The organism is Algoriphagus sp. 10J20-15 (assembly GCF_055809615.1).
Genome location: NZ_JBVVUG010000043.1, coordinates 29,956 through 42,414, shown reverse-complemented (window position 1 = coordinate 42,414; position 12,459 = coordinate 29,956). Strand labels below are relative to the sequence as shown.

At 42.9% G+C, this 12,459-nt stretch carries 18 protein-coding genes and 1 pseudogene; 12 read left to right on the top strand and 7 right to left on the bottom strand.

Features of this window, described 5'->3' with window-relative positions; all coding sequences use genetic code 11:
- Positions 1-82 precede the first annotated feature (82 nt).
- The 7 genes from AC0L6R_RS17995 to AC0L6R_RS17965 form a co-directional block, all read right to left on the bottom strand.
- Positions 83-313, bottom strand: coding sequence for a hypothetical protein (locus AC0L6R_RS17995; protein WP_473272440.1), 231 nt, complete (start codon positions 311-313; stop codon positions 83-85).
- Between the two features lie 107 nt (positions 314-420).
- The gene (locus AC0L6R_RS17990) at positions 421-789 is read right to left on the bottom strand and encodes a hypothetical protein (RefSeq protein ID WP_473272439.1); all 369 of its coding nucleotides are present in this window, start codon (positions 787-789) and stop codon (positions 421-423) included.
- 143 nt (positions 790-932) lie between these two features.
- The gene (locus AC0L6R_RS17985) at positions 933-1,274 is read right to left on the bottom strand and encodes a hypothetical protein (protein ID WP_473272438.1); all 342 of its coding nucleotides are present in this window, start codon (positions 1,272-1,274) and stop codon (positions 933-935) included.
- A 169-nt stretch (positions 1,275-1,443) separates the two neighbouring features.
- Positions 1,444-1,692, bottom strand: coding sequence for a hypothetical protein (locus tag AC0L6R_RS17980; RefSeq protein WP_473272437.1), 249 nt, complete (start codon positions 1,690-1,692; stop codon positions 1,444-1,446).
- Between the two features lie 383 nt (positions 1,693-2,075).
- Positions 2,076-3,137 (bottom strand): AAA family ATPase, encoded by a 1,062-nt coding sequence (locus AC0L6R_RS17975; RefSeq protein WP_473272436.1) that lies wholly within the window; start codon positions 3,135-3,137, stop codon positions 2,076-2,078.
- Between the two features lie 65 nt (positions 3,138-3,202).
- A complete protein-coding gene (locus AC0L6R_RS17970; protein ID WP_473272435.1) occupies positions 3,203-3,400 on the bottom strand; it encodes a hypothetical protein in 198 nt (65 codons plus the stop codon).
- 196 nt (positions 3,401-3,596) lie between these two features.
- Positions 3,597-4,184: a hypothetical protein gene (locus AC0L6R_RS17965; RefSeq protein ID WP_473272434.1), complete on the bottom strand. Its 588-nt coding sequence runs from the start codon at positions 4,182-4,184 to the stop codon at positions 3,597-3,599.
- Between the two features lie 266 nt (positions 4,185-4,450).
- Between AC0L6R_RS17965 and AC0L6R_RS17960 the strand changes: the two genes are divergently transcribed.
- From AC0L6R_RS17960 to AC0L6R_RS17905, 12 genes and pseudogenes are all read left to right on the top strand, one after another.
- Positions 4,451-4,735 carry a septal ring lytic transglycosylase RlpA family protein gene (locus tag AC0L6R_RS17960; RefSeq protein ID WP_473272433.1) on the top strand — a complete coding sequence of 95 codons (285 nt, stop codon included), beginning with the start codon at positions 4,451-4,453 and terminating at the stop codon, positions 4,733-4,735.
- A 1-nt stretch (position 4,736) separates the two neighbouring features.
- Positions 4,737-4,988 carry a hypothetical protein gene (locus tag AC0L6R_RS17955; protein WP_473272432.1) on the top strand — a complete coding sequence of 84 codons (252 nt, stop codon included), beginning with the start codon at positions 4,737-4,739 and terminating at the stop codon, positions 4,986-4,988.
- Between the two features lie 513 nt (positions 4,989-5,501).
- On the top strand, positions 5,502-5,672 hold the full coding sequence (locus tag AC0L6R_RS17950; RefSeq protein ID WP_473272430.1) for a hypothetical protein: 171 nt from the start codon (positions 5,502-5,504) through the stop codon (positions 5,670-5,672).
- Positions 5,673-5,721: 49 nt separating this feature from the next.
- Positions 5,722-5,883, top strand: coding sequence for a hypothetical protein (locus AC0L6R_RS17945; RefSeq protein WP_473272429.1), 162 nt, complete (start codon positions 5,722-5,724; stop codon positions 5,881-5,883).
- Positions 5,880-6,137: a permuted SH3 domain-containing protein gene (locus tag AC0L6R_RS17940; protein WP_473272428.1), complete on the top strand. Its 258-nt coding sequence runs from the start codon at positions 5,880-5,882 to the stop codon at positions 6,135-6,137. The genes AC0L6R_RS17945 and AC0L6R_RS17940 overlap by 4 nt, the downstream gene beginning before the upstream one ends.
- Positions 6,138-6,140: 3 nt before the next feature.
- Positions 6,141-6,755, top strand: a pseudogene (locus AC0L6R_RS17935) (efflux RND transporter permease subunit).
- Positions 6,752-7,027 (top strand): hypothetical protein, encoded by a 276-nt coding sequence (locus tag AC0L6R_RS17930; RefSeq protein ID WP_473272426.1) that lies wholly within the window; start codon positions 6,752-6,754, stop codon positions 7,025-7,027. Before AC0L6R_RS17935 ends, AC0L6R_RS17930 begins: the two are co-directional and overlap by 4 nt.
- Entirely contained in the window at positions 6,987-7,415 is a 429-nt protein-coding gene (locus AC0L6R_RS17925) for an efflux RND transporter permease subunit (protein ID WP_473272424.1), read from the top strand. The genes AC0L6R_RS17930 and AC0L6R_RS17925 overlap by 41 nt, the downstream gene beginning before the upstream one ends.
- A gap of 97 nt (positions 7,416-7,512) precedes the next feature.
- Positions 7,513-7,767, top strand: a complete 255-nt coding sequence (locus AC0L6R_RS17920) for a hypothetical protein (RefSeq protein WP_473272423.1) — start codon at positions 7,513-7,515, stop codon at positions 7,765-7,767.
- Positions 7,767-8,033: a hypothetical protein gene (locus AC0L6R_RS17915; RefSeq protein WP_473272422.1), complete on the top strand. Its 267-nt coding sequence runs from the start codon at positions 7,767-7,769 to the stop codon at positions 8,031-8,033. The genes AC0L6R_RS17920 and AC0L6R_RS17915 overlap by 1 nt, the downstream gene beginning before the upstream one ends.
- A gap of 274 nt (positions 8,034-8,307) precedes the next feature.
- Positions 8,308-9,198: an efflux RND transporter permease subunit gene (locus AC0L6R_RS17910; protein ID WP_473272421.1), complete on the top strand. Its 891-nt coding sequence runs from the start codon at positions 8,308-8,310 to the stop codon at positions 9,196-9,198.
- A 1-nt stretch (position 9,199) separates the two neighbouring features.
- Positions 9,200-12,397, top strand: coding sequence for an efflux RND transporter permease subunit (locus AC0L6R_RS17905; RefSeq protein WP_473272420.1), 3,198 nt, complete (start codon positions 9,200-9,202; stop codon positions 12,395-12,397).
- Positions 12,398-12,459: the final 62 nt, after the last annotated feature.

Here is a 12,459-nt window from a genome sequence, read left to right as displayed (position 1 = left end):
ATTGATTGGGTCAACGAGGAGTATATATTGTAAATAGGTTTTCTTAATTCAAAAAAACCTCTGGCAGTTTGTCAGAGGTTTTTTATGTGTCAAAAAAGGATAGACTCACTTGGGATCCAAGCTCAGGATCCAATTCCACATTAGCAAAGACGCCAATTTCCTGTTGTAAATCTTCCACGTGACTGATGATTCCTACGATCCGGTTTTCGTGGCGAAGTGATTTAAGGGTTTCAAAGACCACCCGAAGGGCATTTTTATCCAAGGCACCAAACCCCTCATCCATAAAGAAGAAACTCTGGTCAGCTTGGTTCAAGGGCTTTTACTTTTACTGCCAAAGCCAATGCTAGACAGAGCGAAGCTTGGAAAGTCTGGCCTCCAGAGAGCGTTTTCGTTAGGCGTTTTCTGCCTCATTCAAATACATCAATTACCAAAAGTATTGTTATAGTAGATTTCCAGGCTAAGTCGATTTTTGCAAAGCTTCATAAAAGCACACATCGCCGTGTTGCAAAGCTCCTTCAGGTAAATGAGGCTGACGAACTTTACAAAACCACTGCCGCGAAATAGATTGTCCAATTCTTTGAGATAGCTTTCTCTGATCGCAAGTTTGGCGAAGTCAGCCTGCAAACTTTTCTTTTCGGCTAGTTTTGAAATTGCTTCCTTGATTTCCTTGTCTAGCAATAAGACTTGGTTTTGGAAAGATTCAGCGTTGGTTTTTAAGTTTTCGAAAGATCCTAGCATTTCCTGAAAGGCTTTTTCCTGAAAATCGGCTACACCTTTCTCGGCTTCCAATTCTTGAATTCTATTTTCGGCGATGTCATGCTTCCTGTCAAAGTCCGCAACTTCCCGAGCTACCTTCTCCGCATCCAGTGAATGCTGGCAATAAGCTAATCAATCGCTCCTCATCTTGGAAGCCATGTTTGATTTTCAAAGCTTCAAAATCTGCGGTTAGCTTTTCGAGCTTTGTCGAACTCGTCATCACGCAGCTGAATGAAATTTGATAAGTCAGCTAAGTTTTTATCCGCTACACTACGTTTTTCGCGCAAATGCTTTTGCTTTCCTTCCAGTGATTTCAATGCGTCTTCTATGTCTTTTTCCACTTTATCAATCGCAAATCGGATTTGCTCAGATTCTTTGGTGAAAAACTGTTTACAGAAAACCATATCTCGAATTTCTTCTTTCTTCGAGGAAATATTGGATAGTACAGATTGCAGTTGCGCCAACTGTGCTTGTTGCAATTCCTTTTCAGATTTGATCGATCGAAATTCGCTCTGCATCCCAAGTTTTGCGAAGGGATTTTACTTCTTGGATCAGCTTTTCCCGACTTTGAGAGTTTCTTTCTATTGCCTGAATTTTCGAAAGTAGTGCTTCGTGAGATTCTATTCCCTCTTTAGCTAAAAGTATGACATTTAAAGAGCTCAGATTTTGCTTCGTTTCTTCTGTAATTCAGAGCTTTTTGAGGCAATATTTTTTTGATTGTTTTCTAAACTGAAATGTCAACTCTCCGAAACTGGATTTAGAAGTTTGAATTTGATCTAAAAGCACCTTTGCTTCCTGAATTTCAAGATCTTTTTGGGCTAAGTTATTTTTATCATCTCCTTGAAGTGGACTTGGATGATCTATTGCTCCGCAAAGTGGGCAGGCCTCTCCGTGATGAAGCAAATGAACATGCGCAGCAAGTCCTTGCTTTTGCATCAGGATATCGCGCTCTTTCTCCAGTTTTTGAATAGTTGCTTTTCTGGGTTGTTAACCAATTTTCGAAAGAGTCTTCACAATCAGGAATAGAACTTTTTAGAACTTCCAATTTGTCTTCGATTCGCCTTACTTCTTTTGCTAATTCATTCTCCTCTGATTGAAGTCTGCTCAATTGAACTTCGAGGGTTTTCCAGTCTTTAGCTCGAGCTAATAAGGTTTGCCAATTGTGAGCTGTCAGTATAGCTTCTGTTTCCGCCTCAGTTTCTAGCTCAGTAATTTTTGTTTCCAATGCCTTTTGAGCCTCTTTTTCATCTTTATTGAGGGTTGCAAATTAAGCAAAGTGGCATTCGCAACTTCTCGCTGAGTTTCTAGGGATTGGATTTCTATGACTTTTTTTTCAAATCACGGATTTTTGCTTCCCTTTGTGGTCGCTCCTGATTCTTTTTTTTGAGCTCCTCCTCTTCTTTTTCCAGATCAGCAACTTCTTTTGCAAACTCTATTTTAAAGCGCTCACAGTCAATTACGCTTACTTTATACTTTTCCAAGTCAGCGTTGGTGTCACGAATCAGGTCCCAAACAGGGCGAAGATGGGTTTTGGCTTTGATGAATTCTGAATGTAGCTGACGCTGTTTTTCAATTTCGGGACGTTGAAAATTCAAACTTTCTCTCTCAGTTCTGAACTTCAGCAATTGCTGGTTTTTAGCTCGCAGGTTTTCTTGAAGCCGAATTTCAGTTTCAGCAATTTTTAGCTTTTGCGAAGCGTCAGTTGCATGGGTTTTTAGCTCAGAAAAATGACCTTGTTTTTCTATCAGTACTTCTTCTGAATATTCTTCCAAGCCCTGCAATTGAGTTTCCAAACGGATTTTCTGCTCTTTCACAGCCTTTAGAAGTAAGCCGGTTTTGAAGGATAAATCAAATCGCTCCAAACCAAAAAGCTCTTTCATCATCTTTGCCTGATCCAAAGGTTTTTGGTCAATCAATTCTCTGAATTTACCCTGTGGAATAATTACCGTATCTTGAAATGCTCCTTTTTCCATACCGACGATTTCTTCCGCCCTAGCTGAAATCGGCTCCCAGTTCCCATCTACTTTTTCATAGAAAGTATGCTCAGCTGGCTTGATGTCGTCAAAATTCTTCGGATTTCTCTTAGCTGAATAGCGTGCTAAATATGTTTTTGCATTGTTTTTACCCGAGCTGAATTCGAAATTTAAAAGAAGTAGATCACTTTGGAGATTGACCATGCTATTCTTTTCTTTTCCGCGATCAGAAAGCCGTTCCGTACTTCCATAAAGCGCCAAAAGAATTGCTTCCAAAATGGAGGATTTTCCAGAACCCACTGCACCAAAAATCCCAAAAAGTCCCGCTGCCGTCAGCTTATCAAATTCTATTGTCTGCTTTTCTTTGTAGGAGTATGATCCCTGAATGTCAAGTTTGATAGGAATCATGCTTCGTCGTTTTGGCTGATGACTTCTTTAAAAATCGAGAGTAATTCCTCATTTGGCTCCTGACCTTAGTCACTTTGGTAAAATAGTTTGAACAGGCTTTCCATGTCTTTTTCCGAGGTCTTCCACTTGCAAACTTTGAGTTTCTCTCCCAAAGGATTTTTGATCTGGGGAATCAGATGGACGATGCCGTCATGTGCTTTCATAATTGCTTTTCGCGTAGCCGCCTCGATGGAGCTATCAGTCACATAGGTCAGGTTCCACAAAACAATAGGGGTTTTCCTCCAGCCAAGCTAAGGTGTCGGGCAGGTTATCGAAGTTTTTGCGGAATAGAGGCCTTCCTTGCTTCAATCCTATTGGACGGTAATTCACTCGTTTTCCCGGCTCCGCTTCGATGATCACCACTTGCTTTTCCTGATCCGCTTCGCTAAAAGAGCTAGGCGAGGGGCGAACTGGAATAAACTACAGGGCAATGCTCGTGACCAACTGAATGGTAGCGATGCGGAAATCTCCCAAAGCTGCGTATTGAATCTGTGAAGGGATATTTCTGGTAAAAAGAGCCTGCGTTCCTCCCACGTGGAGAATTGGTCTTTCGGATTCCGGTTCAGGCTCAGGGTTCTCACCTTCTTTCATAAAGAAAAAGTGCCCTGCAAAGAGATTTACTCCTTGCTCATCGCAATATTGCTCAGCTATTTTGTGCGACCAATTCTCACCCGACGGATTGCCGAACTCTTCCTCACGATCTCCTTCTCCTAGGTAAGTTTTCATCGAAACTTCATTTGCATAGGGCGCTAGAATAATGCGAACCGGAAAGTCAATTTCCGGCAGCTTCATTTCCACAAAACCGGTATCAGATTGGGTGATTTCTATACCATTGTCAAGTTTGCCAATTGGGATGACCGTGTCGTATTTTCCATAGAAAAAGATCCCCATTTCACGGGCCAGTGGATCCGGAGCTTCTACGAATTGTGTGCTATCATGATTGCCGGAGATAGCTATGATTGGTCTTTTTCCTCCTTTTGAAAGCCTGCGAAGAGATTTGTACAGCAATTCTACAGCTTCATGACTGGATTGAATGTGTCAAAAATATCTCCTGCCAATAGAATCAGGTCAACATTTTCCTGATCTGCTATTTCCTGGATTTCTGCCAAAACCAGTTTTTGCTCCTCCAGTCTGGAATACTTGCTGAAGTCTTTTTCCCAAATGCCAATCTGCGGTGTGGAGACTTGATCATAATCGTAGGCTCAAAATGAATGAAGAACTAAGTTACTTCAGTGGATGACTTACTGCAAGCCATTTGATACAATTGACATAAATTGGCATCTTTATTGGAAATGCTGGCGAAATTCAGATTACCTATGTGGAATTGGCTTCTTATTCTGGTGGCTTCGCTTATTTCCGAGCCAAATCAGCCCGAACTGCCGCCTGATGCCTTGTTGATACAAGAGGGAGTCGCTACCTTCTATCGTAGCAGATTCCACTTAAGAAAAACGTCCAATGGTGAGGTTTTTCATATGGATAGCCTCACAGCAGCGCATAAAACTTTGCCATTTAATACCCTTGTCAAAGTGACTCGGGAAGATACAGGCGAGTTTGTATAGGGTGAGGATTAACGATAGACTTTCCAAAACTTCCAGACGAATCATTGATTTGTCCCGTGCGGCAGGCACTCAATTAGGTTTGCTGGATGATGGAATTACTCGTGTGCGAATCGAAGTGGAAACTATTGAGGAGATCGATAGACTTATAGAATATTTTGGAGACGATCCTCCTGCTACCATGAGGTTAAGGCCTGTAGATCTAGCCATTAGCCCGCCTTCCAAAGAAATTGATACCTCTTTACCAGATTTTTAGAATCATTAACATCCTTTTGAAAATAAATATTTTGACATTGAAGAATTAGTTAGTTTCTTATTAGCTGAAACTACTATTTCAATGAAAAACTTCTACTCTACTACTTTTCGGTTTTTTAATAGTCCTATTTTCTGCCTGTAAGGAAGATAAGGAAAAGGTCGAAGAAGCTCCCACAGAATCCTTTCGAAATGAAGTTGCCGCCACTGAGGTAAATGTCGCCACAGCTGAGCGCAAAAGCTTCGATTACCTAATCAATGCTACTGGGAAACTTGAAGCAGGCGCCGAAGTTCTAGCAGTAATAGAACAAGCAGGCTACCTACTTGAAGTAAATGTCCGGGAAGGGCAGTTTGTCAAGAAAGGAGATGTTATAGCTACGCTGGATCCTACAGAAGCAGAATTCAGATTGGAGAAGGCAAAAATATCTCTTAGAAATGCTAATGCTGAGTATGAATCACAAAATGGGTTTTGAAACACTTTTCAGCTCAGATAATGATGCCCAAAAAGCGGTGGTAGATGAACAACTTCGAGCCAGTCGGTGTCTTTCTTAGTGAGGTAGAGCTCAAAGAAGCCCAAATGGCATTTGATAGAAGCGTCGTAAAAGCCCCGATCTCAGGGCAGGTGGCGGATCTCAAATACAAAGCAGGAAGTTTGGTCGGTGCAAGTACTGAGCTTTGCCAGATTTAGGAACCAATGAGTTCATTCTGAAAGTAAAAGTGCTGAATATGAGATTAGCTTGATATCCATCAACCAAAATGCTGAGGTTTATCCAATTTCCAATACCCAAACTGCCCTTAGAGGCCGTGTGACAGGAATCAATCCTAAAGTAGATGAAAGTGGATTAGTGCAGGTATCCATTACTTTGGCAGCAAATAAAAATCTTACCTGCCAGGAATGAATGCCCGAGCGATAATCCGTGCTCCGCAAAGCAACTCCTTAGTAGTTCCGAAAGATGCACTAGTCTACCGATCAGGAAGAGCGGTAGTGTTCTCCATAGAGAACAAAGAGTCAAAATGGAATTACGTAGAAGTGGGCAAAGACAATGGAGAGGAAGTGGAGATTCTCGATGGTCTCGAAGAAAACAGCACCGTAATCACTTCCAATAACCTTCAACTTGCGCATCAAGCTCCGGTTCAAATCGTAAAAGAATAAGCCATGGTTAGATTTTTACTGGCCCGGCCGATTGCAGTTTTTATGACTTTTATGGCGTTGATGGTATTTGCCTTCATCGTCCTACGCACGCTGCCAATTTCGCTTTTGCCACCGATCGACGTACCGCAAATCGTGGTGAAGGTCAGTTATCCCAATGCTTCTCCCGAAGCAATAGAGCAAAATGTCCTGAATCCCATCCGAGAAGGATTGATCACGCTGAACGGCCTGGAGGAAATCGACCATTCTGAAGCAGGGTCAGAAGTGGGGACGATCCGCTTAACTTTTGAGCTATAGTACGCAGATGGAGTATGGCTTACATCGACGTCAATCGAGAAAATAGACCGATTGACCAATGGACTGCCGCAAGATCTGGGACGTCCGGAAGTCATCCGAATCAATACTTCAGATATTCCTGTCGCTCGTGTGCAGGTGGTGCCAAAAGAAGGAGCGGATGAAGTAGAAGTAAGTCTACTGGCTGAAAATGTCCTCAAGAAAAGAATAGAGCAGCTTCCGGGAGTTTCTCTGGTGGATATCAATGGAAAAAAGGACAGGATTATCACTGTAAAGCCAAGCGAGGAGGCATTGTCCGCTTTACGGTATGACCCCAGCAAAATGTGATTTCGGCGATCCAATCCGGTAATTCAGAGCTTCCGGGCATTTCTGTGAAGGATGGGCAGTTTCGTTTTTACTACCTTCGATTGGCGACGAGAGTTGATACACCAAAAGACATTGAGAGCTTGCCGGTAGCGGCATCTTCAGGTGTGATTATTCCATTGGGTAAACTTGCCGAGGTAAATTACGAGACGCAGGAAACGCTGGGGTATCACCTTTGGTACTCAGGAAAGTCTGGTGATTACCGTTCACAAGCAGGCTTCCGCCAAAATGAATGAGTTGATTCCTGCACTCAAAGAGGCGATCGAGTTATTCAAAGAGGATTATCCTCAGGTGGATTTTGAGATCACTCAGGATCAGTCAAATCTCCTTAATGCTGCCATTTCCAACTTGGAAACTTCCTTACTTTTTGGAGGTGTTTTCGCTTTCGCAGTGCTTTTCCTCTTTTATGAAGGATTACAGACTTCCGCTGATAATTGGCGTGAGTTTGCCGTCTTCCTTGCTGATTTCCTTTCTGATTTCTACTTTTTTGATCTTTCGATCAATATCATTTCCCTCTCAGGTTTGGCACTTGGGATTGGGATGCTGACTGATAACGCAATCATTGTTTTGGATAATATTACAAGGAAGAGGGAAAGTGGTTTACCGCTGTCGAAGCTTGTGTAGAAGGAGTGGATGAGGTGATGGGAGCGCTGATCAGTTCTGTATTGACTACGCTGGCAGTGTTTGTACCGCTGGTGTTTTCAGTGGGATTTCTGGCGCCTTGTTTTTCGATCAGGCAGTAGCTGTGACGGCGATTCTTTCGGTTTCACTTGCAGTGGCTTTTATCCTGCTACCAATGCTGTATTTTCTGATGTTTTCGCGCAGCAAAAAGACCTATGATGATGGAGAGGGAAGGTTTTTTAGTAAGGTTTTAGGATTGTATGAATTTGGCTATCGCAAAATAAGTGGAAGCAGGAAAACAGCAATGTTGGTGTTTTTATTACTAATTCCACTTGGGTTGGGAGTTAGAGCTTGATGCTAAAAACGACCGGGCTCCCAGAGATAGAGAAGCTGGACGCGACCCTTGATGTGGATTGGTCTGAGCCGATTTCTGCTTCAGAAAATAGAGATCGGGTAGTGACGCTCCTCAAAAGTCTTGAAGGAACATATTCTCAGGCTGAAGCGGATGTGGGTGTAAAGCGAACTTTTACTTTTCAATGGGGAGAACTCCATACAGCAATCCTTCTCTATTTCCTTTTCCCATCTGTAGAAGAAAAGGAAGTGGCCATCAAAGATCTCTGAAGCTACGCTAAAACAGAATTATACGGAAGCATCCTTTACGCTTGGCGATGCGCCAAATGCCTTTGATCAGTTGTTCAGTTCTGACATGCCTTTCTACGAAGTGAGATGGAAAGATCTGGCATCCAAGGAACCAGTTCCGGAGGATAAAATGGATCCTTGCGCTCAGTCAAGATCCCAACTCAAGAGTGGGAGCGAGGACCTGGGTTGATGAAAGAAGCTTCAGTGGTCTTTACGCTTCGAGCAGATAAGATGGCTACCTATCAAATTCCAGTAGATGCTATTCAAACGCAGATTTCCAGGTGTATTTGGAAGTTATACGATTACCGATATTCGACGCTTTGGAGAGATCACTCCAATCCGATTGAAGGAGCCAAATGCACGGTTTGAAGATATCCTTCGCACTACCAGAGTGGTGGCCTCGGATACGACTTCATATATTCTTGGCGAATTTGTAGAATATGGATACGAGGATCATTACAAATATGTGACTGCTGATAAAGGAGGTATTTATCAATCTCTGAATGTGACCGCTGAGAATCCGGATGAGAACATTAGTGCATACAATCGCTGGGGACAGGATAAAAACCTCGGAGTAACTGTAGTCGGTCAGTATTTCAAGGATAAGGAAAATATCCGCCAGTTAATTGGGATTTTGTTGATATCTGTGTTGCTACTTTACTTTATTTTGGCAGCTCAGTTTGAGAGTTTTATCCAGCCATTGATCGTGGTGTTTACCCTTCCTTTGGGAATTGGTGGAGCATTTTTGGTGCTGTGGATTTTCGGAGCTTCGCTAAATGTGATGTCTGCTATCGGTCTGGTGGTGATGCTGGGAATCATGGTAAATGATGCGATTTTGAAGATCGATACCATTAATAGGCTTCGAACAACTTATGTGGAGTCGGATGATATTTCTGCCGCACAAGCACTGGAAATGGCACTTCATAAAGCTGGTCAGATTCGTCTCAAGCCTATCTTGATGACTTCGATTACGACTATTTTGGCATTGATTCCAATCGTGTTTAGCAGCGGCTTGGGAGCTGATTTGCAGCGCCCATTGGTCTTTGCAGTGATCGGGGGTCTGACTATTGGTACACTTACAGCCTTGTATTTTGTGCCTTTGGCTTACTGGTTTACTGTTTCTAAGAAATCATTGAAAACGGCATAATATGACTCCATTCAGAATTCTGATAGTCTTTGTAGTCGTTTCCATCCTTGGGTTGGCAGTGATCCCTATGCTTTCTGTGGATCTGAATCCCAGGGCTCGGTCACCAATTTTATCAGTGCGGTTTAGCATTCCTAATGCATCTCCTGAAATTGTAGAGAAGCTGGCTACATCTCCTTTGGAAGGTGCTTTCTCGAGATTAACTGAGCTGAAGGAAATCAATTCAAGTTCAAATTACAACAGTGGCTCCATTACGCTGACTTTCGACAAGAAGGCTGATATGGAGATGAAGAAGTTTGAGATCTCCAGCATGATCCGGCAGATTTACCCACAGATGGATCAGCGTGTTGGTTATCCTTCGGTGTCACAATCTTCGCAGACTAGTTCGCAGGAGAAGTCCCCGATTTTGACCTATAGTGTGAATGGACCATTTGCTTCTTTTGAAATCAAGAAAATAGCGGAGGATATCCTCAAGCCTGCGCTTACGCGCTACGAGGAGGTGGAGCTAGTGGAAGTGCTGGGAGCAAATAACTTACAGCTTTTTGTCACCTACGATATCCAGAAGATGCAATCTTTTGGCGTCACCAGAAATCAGTTGGCCAATAGCATTCAGAGTGCATTTGGGTTGACATTTCCGGGTGCAGTGATGAATAATGAGGGTCAGACGCTCTTTGTACAAGTAGACCGCTCACTTCAGGACAAGGATCAGCTGGAAAATTTGGTCATCAGCGAAACTGGCGGAAAAGAAGTCCGACTGCGTGATGTGGCAAGCATGACCTTAGAAGAAGCTGAGGCGAACAGGTACTACAGGATCAATGGGAATAATTCGGTGACACTTACCGTGTACAACCGCGATGGAGTGAATAAAGTGCTACTGGCGCAACAGCTGAAATTGGCAATTGAGGACGCTGGGAAATCACTTCCAGCTGGGTTTGAGGTACGATTGGAAAACGACGATACGGAATACTTAGAGAAGGAATTGAATAAAATCTATAAACGATCTGGACTCTCGATCCTGATTTTGGTGGTTTTCATTTTTCTTATCAATAGAAACATCAAATACCTGAGTATTCTCTTTTTAGGGATTTTGGCAAATTTGAGCCTTTGTGCGATTGTACTTTATTTCCTGAAAGTAGATATCCACATGTACTCCTTGGCAGGATTGACGATTAGTTTTGGGTTGATCGTGGATAATGCGATCATCATGATTGATCACTTGCACAAGCACAAAAACCGTCGGGTGTTTCTTGCGCTTTTGGCAGCTTCCATGACCACCATTGCTGCATTGATGATTGTCTTTTTCTTGCCAGAGGAAGACCGCAAAAACCTTACGGAATTTTCCATTGTAGTTTCGGTTATGTTGGGTATTTCGCTTTTGATAGCCTTGGTATTTACGCCGGCCTTCTATCAGGTGATGTTCAAGGAGTCTGTGAAGCAAGGCCGCAAATTGACGCTTCCCAAGTTGCGGAAGCGTGTTAAGTATTTGAGGAATTACGAAAGAAGTATAGCTTGGACGGCAAAATACAGAAAGACATTTATCATCTTCCTTATTTTGCTTTTTGGAACCCCAATATTTTTCCTCCCTGCCAAATGGGATGAGCATGAGTGGTACAACAAGACCGTGGGTAATACCTTCTATCAGGAGGAAATCCGTCCTTACGTAGACAAAGCATTGGGAGGATCCATGCGGATGTTTGTGCGGGGAGTGTATGAGAAAAGTGGCTATCGTGAGGCTGCAAAGACGAAGCTATACGTTTACTGTCGCCTTCCTTTTGGTAATACACTCGAGCAGATGGACTTTATTATGCGAGAGTTCGAATCTTTCCTGGATGATGTGCAAGGCATAGATCAATTCGTTACCTCAGTGTATAGTGGCCAGCAGGGGAGTATAGAAATCACGTTTAAAGAAGCCTATGAAAATGGTGCTTTGCCTTATCAGCTAAAGGGGAAACTATCGGTAAAATCAACTGATTGGTCTGGAGCTCAGTGGAATATCTATGGTGTGGGGCAAGGGTTCTATACCGGAGGTTCCAGTGATCAGATTCCTAGCTATCGAGTGAAAATGAAGGGCTACAATTTTGATGAATTGGAGCGGCAAGCCAATGTTTTGGCAGAAAAGCTTTTGCTTCACAAGAGAATCCAAGAAGTAAAAACAAACGAGCGGGCTGGCTACGGAGAGCAAAAAACGGAGGAATATGTACTTCGTTTGGATCAGAATCGAATGGCGCTGGGACAGACGAACCAGTACGAGGTTTTGACTGCGTTGCAGGACATGTCAAAGCCCGAGAGAACGTCGACTTTTCTGACACTGGAGGAGAAAAATTACGGTTTGATGATTAGAGAACGTAATGCTGCCGACTTCAGTAAGTTTGACATGGAGCAGAAAGGACTGATCGGAGGGGAAAATAAAATCTACAAAGTCTCCGATTATGGTACGTTAACCAAAGAAACGACTACCAATTCACTTCATAAAGAAAACAGGCAATACATCCGAATTGTAGCTTTCGAATACATGGGTTCGAGGAAGTTTGGGGATGAATATTTGGATGAAGTGCTCGACGAAATGAAGATGACTATGCCGATCGGGTATGAGGCGAAGAAGGATTCCTATAGCTGGAATTATGATCAGCAAAAGCGTCAATATGGCTTATTGGGCTTGCTCATTATTGGGATTTTTATGATTTGCTCGGTATTGTTTGAAAACCTCAAGCAGCCAGTTTACATCATTGCGATTATTCCAATCAGTTTCATAGGGTTGTTTCTGATCTTTTCTCTATTTGATTTTTACTTTGATCAAGGCGGATATGCTGCCTTTGTGATGCTGGGAGGCTTGGCTGTGAATGCCGGGATTTTTATCGTCAACGACCTGAATAATAGAAGTCAAGGATTATACAATCGAAATGTTTTGAAATCTGTTGCCGGAAAAGCTATTCCAATTTTGCTTACGATTTTGTCCACTTGTTTTGGATTGATTCCATTTATTATAGAAGGGCAAAATGAGATTTTCTGGTTCTCACTGGCGATCGGGACGATAGGTGGTTTGATTTTCAGTATGGTGGGGGTGTTTTGGGTGTTGCCGGTGTTGTTGTGGAAAAAAACCATTATAGAAAAGATAGCTCCCGCCAAGGTGCAGAGGCGCAAGGGGTTTTTCAGAGTTTTCTCGTGGCGGCGCAGCGACACGGCGGAGTTGGGAAACAGTTGAGGTGTCACCCAAAGCAGCCTACCCTTACCCGGAAGTTGAAGGGTTTTTCATATTTACAAAGA

Bases quoted from the DNA above. Each gene is read 5' to 3' on its own strand.
- AC0L6R_RS17985 (WP_473272438.1), bottom strand. From the start codon at position 1,274: ATGCAGAGCGAATTTCGATCGATCAAATCTGAAAAGGAATTGCAACAA.
- AC0L6R_RS17980 (WP_473272437.1), bottom strand. From the start codon at position 1,692: ATGCAAAAGCAAGGACTTGCTGCGCATGTTCATTTGCTTCATCACGGA.
- AC0L6R_RS17975 (WP_473272436.1), bottom strand. From the start codon at position 3,137: ATGATTCCTATCAAACTTGACATTCAGGGATCATACTCCTACAAAGAA.
- AC0L6R_RS17950 (WP_473272430.1), top strand. From the start codon at position 5,502: ATGAACAACTTCGAGCCAGTCGGTGTCTTTCTTAGTGAGGTAGAGCTC.
- AC0L6R_RS17940 (WP_473272428.1), top strand. From the start codon at position 5,880: ATGAATGCCCGAGCGATAATCCGTGCTCCGCAAAGCAACTCCTTAGTA.
- AC0L6R_RS17915 (WP_473272422.1), top strand. From the start codon at position 7,767: ATGCTAAAAACGACCGGGCTCCCAGAGATAGAGAAGCTGGACGCGACC.
- AC0L6R_RS17910 (WP_473272421.1), top strand. From the start codon at position 8,308: ATGCTATTCAAACGCAGATTTCCAGGTGTATTTGGAAGTTATACGATT.
- AC0L6R_RS17905 (WP_473272420.1), top strand. From the start codon at position 9,200: ATGACTCCATTCAGAATTCTGATAGTCTTTGTAGTCGTTTCCATCCTT.